Below are 19,744 nucleotides of genomic sequence, written 5' to 3'. Positions count from 1 at the left end.
TATTCCCCAGGAGAACCCTGTTCATGCACGTTTCCCCCGCGATTAAGCGAATCTTACTGGTGCTGGTGGTCATCGCGCTGGCGGCTGCGCTGTTGATTTACGGTGTCGGCTTTGAGGTGATTAAGGCGCGTCAGGTCGATTTGATTTACCTCGGCAGGCAACATCTCTGGCTGGTGGGCTGGTCAATGCTGTTCGCCCTGCTGGTTGGCATTCCCAGCGGTATTTTACTGAGCCGTTCTTATATGCGCCGCTGGGCGGAATATATTATGCAGATCTTTAACGTCGGTAACACGCTGCCGCCGCTGGCAGTGCTGGCGCTATCGATGGTAGTGATCGGCATCGGCGACCGTCCGGCGATTATTGCCCTGTTTCTTGCTTCACTGCTGCCCATCGTGCGCAACACTTATGCCGGTCTGATTGGCGTGCCGGAATCGCTGCGCGAAGCTGCCAACGGCATCGGTATGACAAAATGGCAGCAGTTGCGTCAGGTGGAGCTGCCTAACGCCTGGCCGGTGATCATGGCCGGTATTCGTATCGCGATGGCGATCAATGTCGGCACCGCGCCGCTGGCGTTTCTGATTGGTGCCAGCAGTTACGGCGAGCTGATCTTCCCCGGTATCTACCTCAACGACTTTCCTGTGCTGATTTTAGGCGCGGTAGCGACGGCGCTGTTTGCGCTGATTCTGGATATGCTGCTGGCGGCCCTGGGGCGCTGGTTAAGCCCACACGCGCTGTAACAAGGAGCCTTATGATGATTTTTAACCCGCTACGCGCGCTGGGCATGCTGTTGGCCACGTTTCTGCTCTGCCTCAGCACCGCGCAGGCCGCGCCTATTACCATGTATACCAAGGGTTTTACCGAACAGCATATTTTGTCTGCGATCACTACGCTGTGGCTGAATAAAAAAGGCTTTGAGGTGATCCCGAAAACCAATATTCCCGTCTCGATTGGGCGCAATGCGATGCTGAACAAGCAAATCGATATGACCTGGGAATATACCGGCTCCTCGCTGATTATTTTCAACCATATTACCAGGCGTATGACCTCAGAAGAGGCTTACCAAACGGTAAAACGGCTGGATGGCAAGCTGGGGCTCATCTGGCTGGATCCTGCGCCGATGAATAACACCTATGCGTTTGCCATGCAGCGTGAACGCGCTGAAAAAGAGCATATCAGCACGATTTCTCAGCTGGTGGCGCGCATCGAGCAAATCCGTCAGCAAAACCCGGACAAAAACTGGATGTTGGGTCTGGACCTGGAGTTTGTCGGCCGTTCTGATGGCCTGAAGCCGTTGCAAAAACTCTATGGGCTGGCGCTGGACCGCCCGCAAATTCGCCAGATGGATCCGGGCCTGGTCTATAACGCTGTGCGCGACGGTTTTGTCGAGGCCGGGCTGGTTTATACCACCGACGGACGGGTTAAAGGGTTTGACCTGAAAATCCTCGAAGACGATAAGAACTTCTTCCCAAGTTACAACGTAACGCCGTTGGTGCGTAAAGAGGTGCTGGAAGCGCATCCAGGCCTGGCGGAGGCGCTAAACCAGCTTTCCCCCCTGCTCACCAATGACGCCATCACCGAACTCAACAAACGGGTCGATATCGATCATCAATCACCGCAGCAGGTCGCCCGCGATTTCCTGCAGTCTAAAGGCATGCTGTAAGGAGACGCTATGGATACGATTAACTATATGATCGGCGACTGGCCTCACCTCGTCGCCCTTACCTGGCAACATTTGTGGCTGGTGCTGGTTGCGGTTGGCTGCGCCATTCTGGCTGGCGTGCCGCTCGGCATTTTAATTGTGCGCTTTAAATGGCTGGCGACGCCGGTGCTGGGCATCGCCACCATTGTGCTGACCATCCCGTCAATTGCGCTGTTCGGCCTGATGATCCCGCTGTTTTCGCTGATCGGTCAGGGCATCGGCGTGGTTCCGGCGATTACCGCCGTGTTTCTCTATTCGCTGCTGCCTATTGTCCGCAACACCCATACCGCGCTGGAGAGCCTGCCGCCCGGACTGCGCGAGGCGGGACTTGGCATCGGGATGACGTTTTGGCAGCGCCTGCGCTGGGTAGAGATTCCGCTCGCCCTGCCGGTTATTTTCGGCGGCATTCGTACGGCGGTGGTGATGAATGTCGGCGTAATGGCGATTGCGGCGATCATTGGCGCAGGCGGGCTTGGCCTGCTGTTGCTGAACGGCATCAGCGGCAGCGATATCCGTATGCTGATCGCTGGCGCGCTGCTGATTTGCTTCCTGGCAATTATTCTTGACTGGCTGCTGCATCGTTTACAGCTGGTGCTGACACCAAAGGGGATTCGATAATGATTAAACTGGAAAACCTGACTAAAACCTTTACCCAGAAAAATGGCACGCCGTTAAACGCGGTGGATAATGTCAGCCTGCATGTCCCGGCTGGCGAAATGTGCGTGCTGCTTGGCCCGTCTGGCTGCGGGAAGACCACCACGCTGAAGATGATTAACCGTTTGATTCCGGCAACCAACGGCAAAATCACCATTAACGGGGAAGATACCAGCACGCAGGATACCGTTACCCTGCGGCGCAATATCGGCTATGTGATCCAGCAGATTGGCCTGTTCCCTAATATGACTATCGAAGAGAACATCACCGTGGTGCCGCGCATGCTCGGCTGGGATAAAAAGCGCTGCCGCGATCGCGCCTGCGAATTAATGAGTATGGTGGCGCTCGATCCGCATAAGTTTTTGCACCGTTATCCGAAGGAGATGTCGGGCGGCCAGCAGCAGCGCATCGGCGTGATTCGCGCGCTGGCCGCCGATCCGCCGGTGTTGCTGATGGATGAACCTTTTGGCGCCGTGGATCCCATCAACCGTGAGGCGATTCAAAACGAGTTTCTTGAAATGCAGCGCCAGTTAAAGAAAACCGTGATGCTGGTTAGCCATGATATTGATGAAGCGCTCAAGCTGGGCGATCGTATCGCCGTGTTCGGACAGGGGAAAATTGTGCAGTGCGCCACGCCAGATGAGCTGCTGGCGAAACCGGCCAATGACTTTGTTGGCTCGTTCGTGGGTCAGGATCGTACCCTGAAGCGTCTGCTGCTGGTACAGGCCAGTGACGTGACCGATCAACAGCAAACGCTCACCGTTAAACGCACCACGCCGCTGGCGGAGGCCTTTGTGATTATGGATGACAACGATATGCGCTCAATTATCGTCGTGGATAACGACGATCGTCCGCTGGGGTTTGTGAAGCGGCGTGAAGCGCGCGGAGCCAGCGGCGGCTGTGAAGAGAAACTGCATAATTTTACCGTCACCGGCAAAGCGGATGAAAACCTTCGCGTGGTGCTGTCAAAACTCTATGAGCACAACCTGGTATGGATGCCGATTGTGGATGAGGAAGGCCGCTACAGCGGAGAGATTTCGCAAGATTATATCGCTGATTATTTGAGTTCAGGCCGTACGCGGCGCGTGCTCAGCCGTTAAGTCACGGCAGGCTACGCTATCCGCGCGGGGCGTTTATGCCCCGCATTGCCTGCAACGGCCTCAGGCAACCGCCTGCGGCCGGATAAGCGATGACAGGTCAACATAACCGGTGAGATCGCGCTCTTCGGCCCGCGGCAAATAAGGCAACTCGCCTAACAAGGGCGCAGGGATTTTTTCCTGTAGCACATCAATAATTTCCGCATAGTGTGCCAGCCCTGGATTGATGCGGTTGGCAACCCAGCCCAGCAACGGCAATCCATCATTAATAATCGCCTGCGCGGTTAATAAGGCGTGGCTGATGCAGCCCAGCTTGATGCCGACCACCAACACCACCGGCAATTGCTCCTGAATAACCCAGTCAGATAACGGACGCAGGTCATTCATCAGGCTACGCCAGCCGCCGGTGCCTTCAATCACCACCACGTCAGCCTGAGCCTCTAACATTTGCAGCCCGCTGCTCAGGCGCGCATAGTTAATCGCTTCGCCGCGATGCGTACTGATCTCATCTTCAAGCAGCGTGATGGGATTGATCGCTTCATACGGCACATCCAGCGTGGAGGCGCGATGTAACACCAGCGCATCTTTATTACGTAGCCCGTCCGCCGTCATCTGGCTGCTCTTTGCTACCGGTTTATACCCCACCACGGCCGGATGCGTTTCCGCCAGCTTTTGCATCAGGGCGCGTGTAACAACGGTTTTACCCACGGCGGTATCCGTACCGGTAACAAAAATACGATTCAGCATAGCAACACTCCGGCAGGCTGACGGCCTGAAATAGTTAAAATTTAGTCATCGGTTTGTGTCACACAGTGTAGGAAATCGCGCTTTTGCAGGGCTTGCGTTAGCGCAATTTTTTATTGATATCTGAAATTTGATTAGCCCTGCAACAGTTTGATTAACAGCTCGCCGTTGTACAAAGCATGTTTTACCAGCGCGGCGCCGGGCATGGTGCCGAGGTTAGGAAATTGTGTCGGTTCAACCTGAATATTCACGCTGTAGGCAGGTAACGCCTGCTGGCGAATGGAAGCGCCGATGGCCGGATACAGTACATCGGCGGCGCGGTTAAGCGGGGAGCCAATCAGGATTTTTTCCGGGTTAAACAGATTGACCATAATCGCCAGAATGCGCCCGACGCTATTGCCAATGCCTGTAATGATATCGCGTGCCAGCGGATCGCCATTCAGTGCGGCATCACACAGGGATTCAACCGTCAGCGGTTGGTGATGCAAAATAGAGCTAAGCGAGGTCTGCATACGCTGCGAAGCCAGCTCCAGAATACTGCCGATGCTGGCAACCGTCTCCAGGCAGCCATGATTACCGCAGTAGCACTGTTTACCATACGCATCCACTTGGGTGTGGCCGATTTCAACCAGCGAACTTCGGCTGTTATGCAGCAAACGACCGCCGGTAATCACTCCCGCGCCAACGTTATCATCAATCACCACCTGGATAATATCGCTGGCGCCGCGCGAGGCGCCAAACAGCGATTCGGCGATAGTCCAGGCGCAAACATCATGCTGAATATAGACCGGTAAGCCGGTATGCGCCGCCAGCTCTGGCCCCAGCGGCATATCAGCAACCGGATAAAACGGCATCCGATGCACCATCCCTTTGCCGCTGTGAATAATGCCGGGCAACGTAATGGCGATGGCGGTCAGGCGCTCGAGCTGGCGCTGGTGGCGGATAAAAAACTGATCGACTTCGAGGATAATGCGGTTTAACAGCGGTGTCTCGCTTTGAACCGGCAGCGACCGGGTCTCTTCGGTAACCAGCGCACTGCTCAGATCGCGCAGCGCCAGGGTGATTTCACCGTTGCCGATACGCACGGCCAGGTAGTGCCAGGCCACCGTATCCAAAATCAGGCCGACCGCAGGCCGACCACGGCTTCCCGGCTCCTGATATTCCGTTTCCTGCACCAGATGCGCTTCCAGCATTTCACGCACGATTTTAGTGATGCTGGCCGGAGCCAGTTGCGCTTGCCGGGAGAGCTCAATACGCGATATCGGGCCAAATTGGTCGATCAGGCGATATACAGCCCCAGCGTTTGTCTGCTTGATCTGGTCAATATGACCAGGTTGACTATCCGCTATCACTACCGCCGCTCCCACTTATTTTCGCGCTTCAAAATAAACCTGCTCAGGCTATGGTGGATGAGATATTAAGGATCGTCAACTATTTGATTCGGAATGTGATTTACCGCACAAAAATAAGACGGCCCAGAAAAAAAACCGACGGGTTTAGCTGAAATGGGCGGAGGGTTTATCAGGCATAAGGCCCACAACGGTGGGCCTTTTGGTAACCGACTAAGGCATCGGTTTATTTTTGTGCTGCCAACTGTGTATGAATTTCATCGGGTTTTAATGTCCACATTCCACCATTAAGCGGATCGACAATAAACCAGCCAAGTAGTCCGCCAAATACCAGATTACCGCCAATATACCAGCCGTTAGCGTGCGATATGATCGGCAGCGTGTTAGAGGTGTAATTGTCTTTAGTTAAGGTGACGGAATAGTCCTTCCCGCCGAAATAAGAACCATCAGATTTTTCTCGCGGCGTTATTAATTACCGCTATATATTGCAAAGACTTTGCAGCACTGCCGGAGTGTTTACCATAATGCTCTGTCGCTATTTAGATGGCTACATTATTATCAGCCCGATTAACAACTGATAATAATCCTTTGATTCTTCCGTTTTCGCTTTGAGCTTACGTTGCGCATTTTAGCTTAACAGCAGCGCCATCATTTGCTGCATTTGCGCGCTGATCTCACGCTGTTTGGACCAGACCAGCCACATCTCAGACCAGGCATCCCCCTCTTCCAGCGGTAACCATACAACGCCAGCTAGCTGCGCGCGTTGAAACGAGGCGGGCAATATCGATATTCCCAGTCCGGTGGCGACCAGACCAAGAATTGTCATTGCCTCACCGACTTCCTGAGTAATCCACGGCTGGATTTGATAACGATGTAGCAGCGCCATTATTTCGCCATACAGCGCCGTCCCGCTTTGCGCATCGAAGAAAACAAACGGCTCGTTGCTTAAGGCGCTCACCGAAACACTTTGCTGGCAGGCAAGCGGATGCGCATGATGCAGTACACAGTAAAGTGGTTCACGCAGCAGCAAGTGCCAGGCAAGCGTTTCGGGCAGTTGTGTATTGCGCATCAGCCCCAGATCCAAACGGCCATCGCTTAGGGGCGTGAGCTGTTGCCGGGTGTTGATCTCTTGCATTTGAATATGAACCTGAGGGTAACGCTGCCGGAAGGTAAACAGCGCGTCGGAAACCGCAGTAATAAAGGGTGCTGATGAGGTAAAGCCAATACGAATTTCGCCTTCTTCGCCCCGATGTAAGCGCGCGGCGCGACTGGCAGCCTGCTCGACGTCCAACAAAATAGCGCGCGCGTCCTGCAGGAACTGAGCGCCCGCCGCGGTCAACTGGACACTACGATTGGTTCGCGCCAGCAAACGCGCGCCGATTTGCTGTTCCAGCAACTGAATTTGCTGGCTTAGCGGCGGCTGGGAGATGTTCAGGCGCAGCGCGGCACGGCCAAAATGTAACTCTTCTGCTACGGCAATAAAGTAACGCAGATGGCGCAGTTCAATATTCATATTTATTACGTATCAATCCAGATAATTAATATATTAGACAGTATAATCAGCAGGTTTCACAATGACATCATTGCTGCTTAACCAGGGAATAAATGTGGAACGCACCTCCCAGAACACCATCTCGCCCGCCGATCGGGCGCAGCGCATCTCGCCTGATGTAGTCAATAAAAGCCAGTTTATTAAACGCGGCACGCCACAATTTATGCGCGTCACGCTGGCGCTGTTCTCCGCCGGACTGGCGACTTTCGCCCTGCTCTATTGCGTTCAGCCGATTCTGCCCGTGCTTTCGCAGGAGTTTGGTATAACGCCTGCCACGAGCAGTATTTCGCTTTCCATTTCAACCGCAATGCTGGCGCTGGGGCTGTTGTTCACCGGCCCGCTCTCTGATGCCGTAGGACGTAAACCGGTAATGGTTATCGCCCTGTTGCTGGCCGCGATTTGTACCTTACTCTCCGCGACCATGCACAGCTGGCACGGCATTTTAATGATGCGGGCGCTGACCGGTTTAGCGCTGAGCGGTGTGGCCGCAGTCGGCATGACCTATTTGAGTGAAGAGATCCATCCCAGCGTTATCGCCTTTTCGATGGGGCTGTACATTAGCGGCAACTCCATCGGCGGCATGAGTGGCCGCCTGTTAACCGGTGTCATTACCGATTTCAGCTCCTGGCGCATGGCGGTAACAATTATTGGCTGCTTTGCGTTGGCGGCGGCTCTGATGTTCTGGAAAATCTTACCGGCGTCGCGCCATTTCCGCCCCGCCTCGCTAAAACCGCGCAGCCTGATGATTAACTTCCGTCTGCACTGGCGCGATCGCGGTTTGCCCTTGCTGTTTGCCGAAGGGTTTCTGCTGATGGGAGCATTCGTTACGCTGTTTAACTATATTGGCTATCGCCTGCTTAGCGCGCCCTGGTTTCTTAGCCAGGCGATGGTCGGGTTGTTATCGGTGGTCTATCTGACTGGCTCCTGGAGCTCGCCTAAAGCTGGCGCAATGACGGTTCGCTATGGACGCGGCCCCGTACTGCTTTTCTCAACGGCGCTGATGCTTTGTGGTCTGTTGATAACGCTGTTTAATTCGTTGTGGCTGATTTTTCCGGGAATGATGTTGTTCACAGCCGGATTTTTTGCTGCGCATGCGGTTGCCAGCGGCTGGATTGGCCCGCGCGCGCGACGGGCTAAAGGTCAGGCATCATCGCTTTACCTGTTTAGCTATTACGCGGGATCCAGCGTGGCCGGTACGCTGGGCGGCCTGTTCTGGCATGCATTTGGCTGGCCGGGCATTACGGCGTTTATTGCGGTAATTCTTTTATTGGCATTACTTGTCGCCAGCCGCCTCTATCTTAAAAAATTATAATGCTGTGGGCCGCATTATCGCGGCCTGCTTTCCTGTTGAACTGATGATTTCCACGATGTTGAACTGGTTTTTTATAGTATATAAATGTATGTTGTAACTAATTTAACTATCCGACCTTCTGTGCAGGAGCCGCGATGAGCCGTTACGATTTAGTAGAAGATTTGCGTCAGTGCGCCAGTCAGCTTGATGAAGAGCTTAGCATTTTACAACAACAGCTTACTTCCCTGCCGCTGCTGGTTGGTCGGGTCTTTTCGTTACCGGCCGTCACGAAAGGCGCCGAACATGACCCCATCACGCAAATCAGCGTCACTCAGCATTTGGGTGATGAAGCACGACAGCTGGCGCTACAACACTACTGTCGTCTGTTTATCCAGCGTCAGTCTGAGAATATCAGTACTAAAGCAGCGGTCAGGCTGCCCGGCGCCCTCTGTTTTGAGGCCAATAGCCAGCAGCACGCCCTGCTCCACCAGCAGGTAGAAAAAATTAACCGGCTTAAGGCGCAGCTGGAGCAAATCATTACCGTTGACTCGGGGCTGCCGAGCGAAGCGCGCTTTGAATTTGTGCATACGCACCTGCGCGGCCTGCTGACCCTGAACGCCTACCGCGCCATCACCCTGCTGGACGCGCCGGATAGCGTGCGCTTCGGCTGGGCCAATAAACATATTATTAAAAATGTCACGCCGCAGGAGATTGTCGCTAAGCTGGAAAAAAGCCTGAAGGCGGGACGCGCGCAGGCGCCCTGGACGCGGGAGCAATGGGCAGAGAAAGTACAGCAGGAGTTAATCGCGGTGCAGTCGTTGCCTGCGGGGGCAAAACTAAAAATCAAACGGCCGGTAAAAGTGCAGCCTATCGCCCGCATCTGGGATAAGGAACAGCAAAAACAGACGCAGCTGGCCTGCCCTTCGCCGCTGTTGGTGCTGTGTCCGCATCGTCAGCAGGTGCCGGTCTTAGGCGAGCTGTTAAATTATGATGCGGAAAATATCACTCACCGCTATAAACCGCAGGCGGATCCGCTGTGGCTGTTGATCCCACGGCTACATCTTTACTGCGATCGGCCGGTGAGCGCGGTCTAAGCGTGTGGCGCAAAGAGCATAATGGCGTTCTGACATGATTGCATAACCATCAAAAAAATCGGGGCCGTCTGGCCCCGTTATCTTATCCTGAATCGGCTTTTCCAGTGAATCCCGCAAAAGTCCGATCCCGTTCTGGATAATTTACTGCTTCATGCTGCCGACCATCTCTTCTGGTCGCACCCAGGCATCAAACTCATCTTCCGTCAGATAACCCAGCTTCAGCGCTGACGCTTTTAACGTCAGCCCTTCTTTATGCGCTTTCTTGGCAATTTCAGCCGCTTTGTCATAGCCAATATGGGTATTCAACGCGGTGACCAGCATCAGCGATTCATTCAGCAGCTGCGCAATGCGGTCGCGATTAGGCTCGATGCCGATAGCGCAGTGATGGTTAAAGCTGTCCATACCGTCTGCCAGCAAACGAATCGATTGCAGGAAGTTATGAATTACCATTGGACGGAAAACGTTCAGCTCAAAATTGCCGGAAGCGCCGCCGATGTTGATTGCCACATCGTTGCCCATCACCTGGCAGCAAAGCATGGTCATCGCTTCGCACTGGGTGGGGTTAACTTTACCCGGCATGATAGAACTGCCTGGTTCATTTTCCGGAATCGCGATCTCGCCGATGCCGCAGCGCGGGCCGGATGAGAGCCAACGCACGTCGTTAGCGATTTTCATCAGCGAAGCCGCCAGGCCTTTCAGCGCGCCGTGCGCATGCACCAGCGCATCGCAGGTTGCCAGCGCTTCGAATTTATTCGGCGCGGTAACAAACGGCTGACGTGTCAACGCAGCCAGTTCTTCTGCCACGCGTACCGCGTATTCCGGGTGCGTATTCAGCCCGGTGCCAACGGCGGTACCGCCCAGCGCCAGCTCAGCAACGTGCGGCACGCTCTGCTCAATATGCTTCAGGTTATGCTCCAGCATGGCGACCCAGCCGGAAATCTCCTGGCCCAGCGTTAACGGCGTGGCGTCCTGCAGATGCGTACGACCAATCTTAACGATATCTTTGAACGCTTCCGCTTTTGACTGCAGCGTTTGCTTCAGCACATTCAGCTGCGGCACCAGATTTTCACGCAGAGCGATAACCGCCGCCACATGCATCGCGGTGGGGAAAACGTCATTGGAGCTCTGGCTTTTATTTACGTCGTCGTTAGGATGCACCAGGCGCGACATACCGCGCTCACCGCCGAGGATCTCACTGGCGCGGTTGGCCAGCACCTCGTTCATATTCATATTGGTTTGTGTGCCGGAGCCGGTCTGCCAGATCGCCAGCGGGAATTCAGCTGCATGCTTTTCTGACAGCACTTCATCCGCCGCCTGAATAATCGCCTGCGATCGCTCCTGCGGCAGCAGGCCCAGATCGCTGTTGACTTTAGCGGCAGCGCGTTTGGTTAACGCCAGCGCATGCACCAGCTCAGCAGGCATTTTTTCTGTAGAGATGCGAAAGTGTTCCAGCGAGCGCTGCGTCTGCGCGCCCCACAGTTTATCAGCCGGTACATCAATAGGTCCCATTGAATCTTTTTCAATGCGGTTGGCTGCCATTACTACTCTCCTTTAGCACAAACGTATGATTTAAAAAGCTCTGACCTGCACCAGTTCCGGTCCAGCGAGCGCGGCCATAGTGTGACATACAATAATTTAACATTCTGCGAGCCAATCGTCCTTATTTGACTTGCGTCCAGGTTTCAAAAACGCTTTCTGTTTTAATACCTGCGGTCAGCCGCCTGTTAACAAGGAGTCATTATGTTTAAGCTACACAATTCGCTACAACATTATGCCTGGGGCAGTAAAACGGCATTAACCGAACTGTATGGTATTGAAAATCCACAGCAGCAGCCGATGGCCGAGCTATGGATGGGCGCGCACTCCAAAAGCAGTTCCCTGGTGGAAATAAACGGAGAACGACGCACGCTGCGGGAGATGATCGCGGCGGATAAGTCGGCCCTGTTAGGGGAAAAAGTGGCAGCACGTTTCGGCGAGCTGCCTTTTTTATTTAAGGTGCTGTGTGCTGAACAGCCGTTATCGATTCAGGTGCACCCCGGCAAATCCGCCGCTGCGGAAGGTTTTGCGCGTGAGAACGCCGCAGGCGTGCCGCTGGACGCGCCGGAACGCAACTATAAAGATGCTAACCACAAGCCCGAACTGGTTTATGCGCTGACTCCGTTTCTGGCCATTAACGGCTTCCGCCCGTTTGCGGAAATCATTGCGCTGCTGCAGCCGGTAGCGGGCGCGCATCCAGCCATCGCTCATTTCCTGGAACAGCCCGATGAGGCGAGCCTGGCAGCGCTTTTTTCCTCCCTGCTCTCTTTACAACATGATGAGAAAAAACGCGCGCTCGATATTCTTAAAGCCACCCTGCATATGCAGAGCGGCGAGCCGTGGCAAACCATGCAAAACATCGCGGAGACCTATCCTGATGACAGTGGGCTTTTCTCGCCGCTGCTGCTGAATGTGATTGAGCTCCAGCCCGGCGAAGCGATGTTTCTGTTCGCCGAGACGCCGCATGCCTATTTACGCGGCGTGGCGCTTGAGGTGATGGCTAATTCCGATAATGTGCTGCGTGCCGGGCTGACGCCGAAGCATATTGATCTTGCTGAACTGATGGCTAACGTAAAATTTACCCCACGCGCCGCGGATAGTCTGCTTACCGAGCCGGTGCTGCACGACAACATGCGCGAGTTTCCCGTACCGGTCGATGATTTTGCTTTTGCTATTCATCAGTTAAGCGCCACGCCGGTCATGCTTAGCCAGCAAAGCGCGGCAATTCTGTTCTGTATTGATGGCGAAGCGCAGCTGGCGGGCCCGCAGCCGTTGACGCTTAAAGCAGGCGAATCCTGTTTTGTCGCCGCCAGTGAATCGCCCGTCACGGTTTGCGGTCATGGACAACTTGCCCGGGTTTATAACCAGCCCGGCTGACGGTTACGTCTGTAAATGCTATGATTATTCAATAAATTAATATCAGGCATTGAGGCCGAAAAAAGGACGAATCGATGAACAAAACGAAAATTGCGGTTGGCGTGGTAGTCGCTCTGGGCGTGGTCTGGACAGGCGCGGCCTGGCTGACGGGCAAACAGATTGAAAGTCACATGGATCAGATCGTGCAAAATGCCAACGCACAGCTGACGAAGCTGGCACCGGACAGCCGTCTGAAAGTGAGTTATCAAAACTATCAGCGCGGTCTGTTTAGCAGCCATACGCAGCTGGTGGTGCAGGCCAGTTCGCAAACGGAAGATCATGCGCTGCTGAAGCCGGGTCAGAGCGTGGTGCTGAACGAAACGATCGATCACGGCCCTTTCCCTTTTGCCCAACTGAAAAAGTTTAACCTGATCCCGAGCATGGCCTCAGTACACAGTGAACTGGAAAACACTGCGGCGGTGAAAAAGCTGTTTGAGCTGACCAAAGGGCAGTCGGTAATCGATGCGGATACCCGTATCGGCTACAGCGGTGCGACGGCGTCGGCGATTCGTCTGCTGCCGCTGGATTATCAGAACAGTGAAACCGGCGAGCGTTACGCCTGGAACGGCGGCACGCTGGGTGTTGATAGCGATGCCGAAGGCGATCATGTCAACTTCGATTCCGATATCGACAGCGTGGCGCTGACGGTAAGAAACCAAGAGAACGTACCGGTGCTGTTTACGCTGAACGGCGTAAGCCTTGACGGTAAAACCTGGCTCAGCCCGCAGGGCGTGCGCATTGGCGACCAGCACTTCAGCCTGAAAAAATTAACCACGGCGGTTAATGGTCAGGAAGCGGCGACGCTGGAAGGCGTAGACATCAAAACCAAATTTGATTCCAGCGGCAATAATGTCTCTGGTCAAATGGATTACGTTATCGACAACGTAACGCTGGAAAAACGCAGTTTTGGTTCCGGTAAGATGACGCTGAAACTGTCGCAGCTTGATGGCCAGGCGATGAAAACCGCTTCTGATAACTACCGCACCCAGATGCAGGCGTTGATGAATCAGCCCGGTATTGCGGAAGATCCGGTACGTTATCAGGAAGGCGTACGTCAGATTCTGGCGGCTAACCTGCCGCTGCTGCTGAAAGGCAATCCGGTGGTGACCATCGCCCCGCTTAGCTGGAAAAATGATAAAGGAGAAAGCAGCTTTAATCTGGCGGCGCATTTTAAAGATCCCGCTGCCGCTCAGGGCACGGCACAAACGCCAGCCGATGCGCTAAGCCGTATGCTGAAAACGCTGGATGGCAAACTGGTGATCAATATGCCGATGGCCACTGAAATGATGAAACAGGTTGCCATGGCGGAAGGCTATCAGGAAGCGGATGCCAATAAGCTGGCTGAGCAGCAGGTTAAAGGGCTGTCGGCAATGGGACAGATGTTCCGCCTGACCCAGCAGCAGGATGATAATATCGTTACCAGCCTGCAATTTAATGGCGCTCAGGTAACCATGAACGGCGAAAATATGCCCCTTGACGGCTTCCTTTCCCGTTATATGCTGGGCGCACCAGCAGCAGAAGGTCTGCCAGAGTAAACACCGCACTGAATTTAATTCAGCGTTAACTTTTGGGGCGACAATATGTCGCCCTTTTTTATCACTCTTTTCCCGCCCGTTTTATTGTTTTGCGTGACACCTTCCAATCGTAAAAATAACAGTTGCGCTCGGCGAGTTATTTAATAATGATAGTTTCCTTCCTCAAGGCTGAGGTTATTTATCGCCTTTAATAAATAAGATAAAAGGAATTTAAAATGAAATTAATAGCATCATTATTATTAATTTTCACTGTTTCTGCCTGCTCCACGCCGCCGCGCCCGGTAATCGATCAAAAAACCGCTGAACGGCTCGATGCGATTATGGCGCAGCAGGTCATCCCCGCGCGCGATAAGCCTTTAGGTGAGAGAATCGCCGATATTTCCGCGGCCTTTCTCGGTACGCCTTATCAGGCCAATACCCTAACTGGCTCGGACAGCGTGCCAGAGCAGCTGGTGGTGAATTTTAATGGTGTTGATTGCTTTACCCTGCTGGATTACGTGGCCGCGCTCAGTCACGCCAGCAGCCGCGAAGACTTTTTTACTCAGCTGCGCCTGACGCGCTATCATCAAGGCCAGGTCAGCTTTGCCCAGCGCAAACATTTCTTTTCTGACTGGTTTAGCTTGCCGCCGCTGAACGCCTACGATATTACCGATAAGCTTAAAACCCCCACGGTTACGGTTACGAAAAAACTAAATTTAAAAGCGGACGGCAGCAATTATCTGCCTGGCGTAGCGGTAATGCCGCGAACCATTAATTATATTCCGGCTAATAATATTAACAAGACGACGTTAAAATCATTACAGACCGGCGACTATATCGGCTTTTATTCTCCGCTGACGGGCCTGGATGTTTCTCACACCGGGATCATAATCAAAAAAGGCAATCAGGTATGGTTCCGCAACGCCTCTTCTTTGCAAAAGAATAATAAGGTCGTTGATACGCCGCTGCTCTCCTATATTAAATCCCGTCCGGGCATTATCGTGGCGCGTCCGCTTTAGCCAGCCCGTATCGCTCTGCGGGCTGGCCGTTTCCGCTTAGCCCGCTACGCGTTGGCGAATACGCTGTTTCTCTTCTTCGCTCAGGAACGCAATCGTCAGGCCGTTTTCCTGAGCGGTACGAATATGCTCAGCCGACAGCCCAGCCTGCAGTGCGGCAACCTGATACTCATGGGCGATTTCGATGCCCTGAACTGCCGGGTCATCGGTATTCAGCGTGGCAAGAATGCCATGATCGAGGAATTTCACCAGCGGATGATGGGAAAGATGCGCTACGGTGCTGGTCTGAATATTTGATGTCAGGCAGGATTCGATACCAATGCGATGCTCGGCAAGAAAATCCATCAGCGCCGGATCTTCCACCGCTTTAACGCCATGCCCGATACGCTCCGCGCCCAGCTCACGAATCGCTTGCCAGATGCTGTCCGCACCGGCAGCCTCTCCCGCATGAACCGTAATGCGGAAGCCTGCATCACGCGCCCGGTTAAAATGGCTAAGAAATTCACTGCCGGGGAAACCCAGTTCGTCACCTGCCAGATCAACAGCGGTAATGCCATCACGATGCGCCAGCAGCCCTTCCAGCTCATTCAGGCAGGCTTCTTCGCCAAAGGTGCGGCTCATGATGCCAATCAAACGCACATCGATATCGTGCTGCTGACAGCCAGCGCGCACGCCATCAATCACCGCCTCTACCACGCCAGCAATCGGCAGGTTATGGTTCATCGCCATATAGCCGGGTGAAAAACGCAGCTCAGCATAATGGATCCCGGCGCGCGCGGCATCGGCCACATTTTCCAGCGCGACGCGGCGGCACGCATCCAGTGAACCCAATACTTTTACGCCCCAGTCGAGTTTCTGCAGGAAGCTCACCAGGTCCGGCTGATTTTCTACCACCTGGACATGAGGACGCAGCGCATCAAGGCTGTTGGCGGGCAAGGCGATATTAAACTCTCGGCCTAAATCCAGAATGGTCGCAGCGCGAATATTGCCATCAAGGTGGCGATGAATATCGGTAAGCGGAAGGCGGGCGTCGATCATATGCACTCACTTAGTAATCTTTAAGGTAAAGTGCAGAGTAGTATAAAAATAAGTTGCGCAACTACGCCAGATAATTGCGCAAGATGTTAAACCGACTGCTGGTTAAATCGGCGCTGGAAGCGTCTCGCGGCGGTTATTCCCCCGCTCGCTTCGGCAATTGCCAGGTTTCCTGCGCCACCAGCGCGTCGTGCGCATCCTGGCTACGGCGACGGAAGTCGCTGGGGCTGACGCCAACGCGCTTGCGGAAAACGCGGGAAAAATAGAGTTGGTCATCGTAACCCACTTCACGCCCAATGGAGGCGATCGGTTCCTGTGTGGTTTGCAGCAGCAGCTTGGCGCGGATCACCCGCTGGTCTTCACGCCAGCGCAGCAGGTTCACGCCCATCTGCTCGCGGAACAGATGCGCCAGCCGCGACGGCGACAGGCAAACGTGCTTCGCTACCGCCTCGATTTTCAATTCACCTGCCAGGTTATTGGTCACATACTGACAGGCTTCAATAATACGCGGGTCGCGAATTTGCTGATGGGAACGCGGATCTTCCTCCACTGCCCGCAGCAGCAGTCGCTCCAGTAAATTCATCGCCAGTTCTTCGGCAAAGCGCCGCCCGGAATTATGGGTCTGCTCAATATTGGCAAACAGGCGATCAAATTCGCCGCGTAGCGATTCCGGCAGCCGCAGACGGCCGACGCCGCTGGTTTCATCCTGCCAGCGCAGCCAGTCATGCCAGTAAGCGCGTGGTCGGAAATAGATCCAGCGGTGATACCAGCTGTCGCTGTCTGGCGCCCGGCCATAATAGTGCGGCGTTTTAGGCTGAAACAGCAGCATCTCTCCGGGCTCGCAGTCGAAAGAGCTGTCGCCGTCAAACACCCGGCCGCGTCCTTTTATCGTCAGGTTGATAATATAGCCTTTCATGCCGTGCGGACGGTCGATACAGAAATCGAGCGCGCCACCGGCGCTAATCGGCGTCAGCCCGGCCACCAGCCAGGCATTAAATGCATAGCCCGGTAGCAGAGGGTTGGGCTGTGACTCAATCGGTTGACGATGGTACATAATAATCCTCGTAGCGAAACGTCGAAGTTGCGGGCAGCTAAGCTGCCCGCGACGATCAGGCCGCTTTATGGCTCTGTTTGTAGCGGTCAAAGATCACCGCTGCCAACAGTATCAGACCGCGCACCACATATTGTGAGAAAGGTGAGATATTCAGAAGATTCATCGCATTTTCAACGGTGCCGAGGATCAGCACGCCCGCCACGACGTAAGAGATTTTGCCAATCCCGCCCTTCAGCGAGACACCGCCCAGCACGCAGGCAGAGATAACGATCAGCTCATAACCCAGCGAGGTCATCGGCTGACCGCTGGTCATACGTGAGGCAAGGATGATCCCGGCGGCGGCAGAAACCAGCCCGGAAAGGATAAAAATGATAATGCGGGTACGCACCACCGGCACACCAGCCAGCCGCGCGGCTTCTTCATTGCCGCCAATCGCCAGCGTATTGCGGCCAAAGGTGGTTTTGTTCAGCAGGAAACCAAAAATAATCATGGTGCCAATGGTCAGCCAGATCGGCGCAGGCAGGCCAAACCAGGTGGCGTAGCCCAGCTCGAAGAAACGTTCATCCTCAATGCCCACCGCTTTACCATCGGAAAAAATATACGCCAGACCGCGCACAATCTGCATGGTCGCCAGCGTAGTGATCAGCGCATTGATTTTTAGTTTGGCGATCACAAAACCGTTAACGAAGCCGCAGAGCATTCCCAGCAGCAGACCTGCGCCGATGCCCAGCCACAGGCTTTCGCTCATATTGATCACGACGGCGGTGGTGACGCCCGCGCAGGCGATAACCGAGGCAACGGAAAGGTCAAAGTCGCCGGAGGCGAGGCAGAACAGCATGCCGCACGCCACCATGCCGGACATCGACATTGCCAGCCCCAGCCCTTTCATATTGATAAACGAGCCAAAGTTAGGAATAAACAGCACGCAGGCGAGAAACAACACGGCAAAAACCACCAGCATCCCGAAGTTATCCCAGATACGGCCCAACCGTAAACCGGATCGCGCTACCGGCGGCGTATTTGAAGTCGTGGAAGACATAGTATTACTCCTGCATCAGGCCACGGCGGCCGTCTGTTGCGTATTTTTCGGCATGGCAAGGCTCAGCGTCAGCTGTTCCGTTGCCTCATCATGTAACAATTCACCGGCGATCTCGCCTTCGCGCATCACCAGAATGCGATCGGCAAGGCCCATCACTTCCGGCAGATCGCTGGAAGCGAACAGCACGGCGATGCCCTGCTGCGCCAGCGCATAAATCAGGTTATAGATTTCATGCTTGGCGCCGACGTCAATCCCGCGCGTAGGCTCATCCAGCAGAATCACCTTCATATCTTCTGACAGCCAGCGCCCGAGAATCGCTTTCTGCTGGTTACCGCCGGAGAGGTTCATAATCAGCTGCTCCGCGCCCGGCGTTTTGATATTCAGGGAGCGGATATGCTTATCGGCGTTGTGTGATTCCCAACGATGATCGATCAGGCAACCCGCGGTCAGGTTATTGCGCCGTGCGGAAATATTGATGTTGTCGCGTACCGAATGCACCGGGATGATGCCGTCGGCTTTGCGATCTTCCGGGCAAAGCATAATTCCGGCGCGAATGGCATCCGAAGGTTCGCTGATCGCCAGCGCTTTACCATCCAGCAACACGCGCCCCGCCTTCAGGCGCGTAGCGCCAAACAGCCCTTTCATCAGCTCGCTGCGTCCGGCACCCACCAGGCCAAACAGCCCAACGATTTCACCGGCGCGTACGTTAAATGAGACCGGCTTTCTGACGCCGACCGCATGCACATCCTCCAGCTGTAGCCGCACCGGACCATGCTCACGCGGCGCATAGCCATAGACATCACCCAGATCGCGCCCAACCATCGCCTGCACCAGCATGTCGTGACTGGTATTCGGCACATCATCAAAGGTGCGCACATAGCGACCATCTTTAAACACGGTAATCGCATCACTCAGCGCAAAGATCTCCTCCATGCGGTGCGAAACATAGAGCACCACGCGTCCTTCAGCGCGCAGCTGACGAATCACGCGGAACAGCTGCTCGATTTCGCGTGCCGACAGCGAGCTGGTGGGCTCGTCAAAGGCGATAATTTTGGCGTTACGCGCCAGCGCCTTGGCGATTTCTACCATCTGCCACTGCCCCAGCGACAGATATTTCAGCGGGGTTTCGGGATCGATATCCATCCCCAAATTTTTCAGCTGTAGCCCTGCCTCATAGCGCAGCAGCTTACGGTTTACCAGCCCGCCGCGCTGCGGCAGCTGGCCGAGATAGATGTTTTCCGCAATGCTCATTTCCGGCACCAGGTGCAGCTCCTGGTAGATAATCGCCACGCCCGCATTCAGCGCGTCGGTGGTATGGCTGAAGTTCACCGGGCTGCCCTGAAGCTGGATCTCGCCGCCGCTGGGCTGATAGCTGCCGCTAAGGATTTTCAGCAGCGTCGATTTACCGGCGCCGTTTTCGCCCATCAGCGCATGCACTTCGCCCGCGCGACAGCCGAAGCTGATATCCTGCAGCGCTTTTACGCCGGGAAAAGTTTTACTGATGCCATGAAACGACAGAAAGGCTGAATCAGTGTTCATGGTGTCTCCGCTTGGCCTGTTCACTGTGAACGCCGGTTTACCGGCGTTAGATGATGACAACCTGACTAAATGCATAACGCGTTTCTGTTCGCCGGGCGATCCTTGCCGCCCGGCG

17 protein-coding genes are annotated in these 19,744 nt (G+C 54.6%); 9 read left to right on the top strand and 8 right to left on the bottom strand.

Translation table 11 applies throughout. The features are described 5' to 3' along the window. Positions 1–23: 23 nt before the first annotated feature. Genes J2X14_RS03850 through osmV form a run of 4 tightly spaced genes read left to right on the top strand, consistent with a single transcriptional unit; the run spans position 24 to position 3,453 of the window. On the top strand, positions 24–737 hold the full coding sequence (locus tag J2X14_RS03850) for an ABC transporter permease (RefSeq protein WP_352409869.1): 714 nt from the start codon (positions 24–26) through the stop codon (positions 735–737). A gap of 14 nt (positions 738–751) precedes the next feature. Continuing rightward, positions 752–1,660: a glycine betaine ABC transporter substrate-binding protein gene (locus tag J2X14_RS03845; protein ID WP_502889962.1), complete on the top strand. Its 909-nt coding sequence runs from the start codon at positions 752–754 to the stop codon at positions 1,658–1,660. Between the two features lie 9 nt (positions 1,661–1,669). Next, positions 1,670–2,317: an osmoprotectant ABC transporter permease OsmW gene (gene osmW / locus J2X14_RS03840; protein WP_352409868.1), complete on the top strand. Its 648-nt coding sequence runs from the start codon at positions 1,670–1,672 to the stop codon at positions 2,315–2,317. After that, a complete protein-coding gene (osmV, locus tag J2X14_RS03835) occupies positions 2,317–3,453 on the top strand; it encodes an osmoprotectant ABC transporter ATP-binding protein OsmV (RefSeq protein ID WP_352409867.1) in 1,137 nt (378 codons plus the stop codon). Before osmW ends, osmV begins: the two co-directional genes overlap by 1 nt. 60 nt (positions 3,454–3,513) lie before the next feature. On the opposite strand, the gene bioD is transcribed toward osmV, so the two are convergent. From bioD to J2X14_RS03820, 3 genes are all read right to left on the bottom strand, one after another. Then, positions 3,514–4,197: a dethiobiotin synthase gene (gene bioD, locus J2X14_RS03830; RefSeq protein WP_352409866.1), complete on the bottom strand. Its 684-nt coding sequence runs from the start codon at positions 4,195–4,197 to the stop codon at positions 3,514–3,516. Positions 4,198–4,328: 131 nt separating this feature from the next. Continuing rightward, a complete protein-coding gene (gene mlc, locus J2X14_RS03825; protein ID WP_352409865.1) occupies positions 4,329–5,546 on the bottom strand; it encodes a sugar metabolism global transcriptional regulator Mlc in 1,218 nt (405 codons plus the stop codon). Positions 5,547–6,171: 625 nt separating this feature from the next. After that, complete coding sequence (locus tag J2X14_RS03820) at positions 6,172–7,056, bottom strand: LysR family transcriptional regulator (RefSeq protein ID WP_352409864.1); 885 nt, start codon at positions 7,054–7,056, stop codon at positions 6,172–6,174. A 94-nt stretch (positions 7,057–7,150) separates the two neighbouring features. On the opposite strand from J2X14_RS03820, the gene ynfM reads away from it, so the two are divergent. After that, positions 7,151–8,407, top strand: a complete 1,257-nt coding sequence (gene ynfM / locus J2X14_RS03815; RefSeq protein ID WP_502889961.1) for a multidrug efflux MFS transporter YnfM/SxtP(Kp) — start codon at positions 7,151–7,153, stop codon at positions 8,405–8,407. 134 nt (positions 8,408–8,541) lie between these two features. After that, positions 8,542–9,480 carry a DNA replication terminus site-binding protein gene (tus, locus tag J2X14_RS03810; RefSeq protein WP_352409863.1) on the top strand — a complete coding sequence of 313 codons (939 nt, stop codon included), beginning with the start codon at positions 8,542–8,544 and terminating at the stop codon, positions 9,478–9,480. A gap of 141 nt (positions 9,481–9,621) precedes the next feature. Here the strand turns inward: tus and fumC are convergent, their stop codons facing one another. Further along, complete coding sequence (gene fumC / locus J2X14_RS03805) at positions 9,622–11,019, bottom strand: class II fumarate hydratase (protein ID WP_352409862.1); 1,398 nt, start codon at positions 11,017–11,019, stop codon at positions 9,622–9,624. Between the two features lie 201 nt (positions 11,020–11,220). Here fumC and manA point away from each other — a divergent pair, with 201 nt between their 5' ends. The 3 genes from manA (at position 11,221) to J2X14_RS03790 (ending at position 14,965) form a co-directional block, all read left to right on the top strand. After that, positions 11,221–12,393: a mannose-6-phosphate isomerase gene (gene manA / locus J2X14_RS03800; RefSeq protein ID WP_352409861.1), complete on the top strand. Its 1,173-nt coding sequence runs from the start codon at positions 11,221–11,223 to the stop codon at positions 12,391–12,393. 74 nt (positions 12,394–12,467) lie between these two features. After that, positions 12,468–13,967 (top strand): YdgA family protein, encoded by a 1,500-nt coding sequence (locus J2X14_RS03795; protein ID WP_352409860.1) that lies wholly within the window; start codon positions 12,468–12,470, stop codon positions 13,965–13,967. Between the two features lie 215 nt (positions 13,968–14,182). Then, positions 14,183–14,965, top strand: a complete 783-nt coding sequence (locus J2X14_RS03790; RefSeq protein WP_352409859.1) for a DUF1460 domain-containing protein — start codon at positions 14,183–14,185, stop codon at positions 14,963–14,965. 36 nt (positions 14,966–15,001) lie between these two features. Here the strand turns inward: J2X14_RS03790 and add are convergent, their stop codons facing one another. From add to araG, 4 genes are all read right to left on the bottom strand, one after another. Continuing rightward, on the bottom strand, positions 15,002–16,000 hold the full coding sequence (gene add, locus J2X14_RS03785) for an adenosine deaminase (protein WP_352409858.1): 999 nt from the start codon (positions 15,998–16,000) through the stop codon (positions 15,002–15,004). Between the two features lie 133 nt (positions 16,001–16,133). Further along, a complete protein-coding gene (gene araC / locus J2X14_RS03780) occupies positions 16,134–17,051 on the bottom strand; it encodes an arabinose operon transcriptional regulator AraC (RefSeq protein WP_352409857.1) in 918 nt (305 codons plus the stop codon). 55 nt (positions 17,052–17,106) lie between these two features. After that, a complete protein-coding gene (gene araH, locus J2X14_RS03775; RefSeq protein WP_352409856.1) occupies positions 17,107–18,090 on the bottom strand; it encodes an L-arabinose ABC transporter permease AraH in 984 nt (327 codons plus the stop codon). Positions 18,091–18,105: 15 nt separating this feature from the next. Next, positions 18,106–19,629: an L-arabinose ABC transporter ATP-binding protein AraG gene (gene araG / locus J2X14_RS03770; RefSeq protein ID WP_352409855.1), complete on the bottom strand. Its 1,524-nt coding sequence runs from the start codon at positions 19,627–19,629 to the stop codon at positions 18,106–18,108. Positions 19,630–19,744 lie beyond the last annotated feature (115 nt).

The organism is Mixta sp. BE291, from assembly GCF_031457955.1.
Taxonomy (GTDB): domain Bacteria; phylum Pseudomonadota; class Gammaproteobacteria; order Enterobacterales; family Enterobacteriaceae; genus Mixta.
This window is presented reverse-complemented; position numbering and strand designations above follow the sequence as displayed.

Coding starts and splice junctions, on each gene's coding strand:
- J2X14_RS03850 (WP_352409869.1), top strand. CDS start 24: ATGCACGTTTCCCCCGCGATTAAGCGAATCTTACTGGTGCTGGTGGTC.
- J2X14_RS03845 (WP_502889962.1), top strand. CDS start 752: ATGATTTTTAACCCGCTACGCGCGCTGGGCATGCTGTTGGCCACGTTT.
- osmW (WP_352409868.1), top strand. CDS start 1,670: ATGGATACGATTAACTATATGATCGGCGACTGGCCTCACCTCGTCGCC.
- osmV (WP_352409867.1), top strand. CDS start 2,317: ATGATTAAACTGGAAAACCTGACTAAAACCTTTACCCAGAAAAATGGC.
- bioD (WP_352409866.1), bottom strand. CDS start 4,197: ATGCTGAATCGTATTTTTGTTACCGGTACGGATACCGCCGTGGGTAAA.
- J2X14_RS03820 (WP_352409864.1), bottom strand. CDS start 7,056: ATGAATATTGAACTGCGCCATCTGCGTTACTTTATTGCCGTAGCAGAA.
- tus (WP_352409863.1), top strand. CDS start 8,542: ATGAGCCGTTACGATTTAGTAGAAGATTTGCGTCAGTGCGCCAGTCAG.
- fumC (WP_352409862.1), bottom strand. CDS start 11,019: ATGGCAGCCAACCGCATTGAAAAAGATTCAATGGGACCTATTGATGTA.
- manA (WP_352409861.1), top strand. CDS start 11,221: ATGTTTAAGCTACACAATTCGCTACAACATTATGCCTGGGGCAGTAAA.
- J2X14_RS03795 (WP_352409860.1), top strand. CDS start 12,468: ATGAACAAAACGAAAATTGCGGTTGGCGTGGTAGTCGCTCTGGGCGTG.
- J2X14_RS03790 (WP_352409859.1), top strand. CDS start 14,183: ATGAAATTAATAGCATCATTATTATTAATTTTCACTGTTTCTGCCTGC.
- add (WP_352409858.1), bottom strand. CDS start 16,000: ATGATCGACGCCCGCCTTCCGCTTACCGATATTCATCGCCACCTTGAT.
- araC (WP_352409857.1), bottom strand. CDS start 17,051: ATGTACCATCGTCAACCGATTGAGTCACAGCCCAACCCTCTGCTACCG.
- araH (WP_352409856.1), bottom strand. CDS start 18,090: ATGTCTTCCACGACTTCAAATACGCCGCCGGTAGCGCGATCCGGTTTA.
- araG (WP_352409855.1), bottom strand. CDS start 19,629: ATGAACACTGATTCAGCCTTTCTGTCGTTTCATGGCATCAGTAAAACT.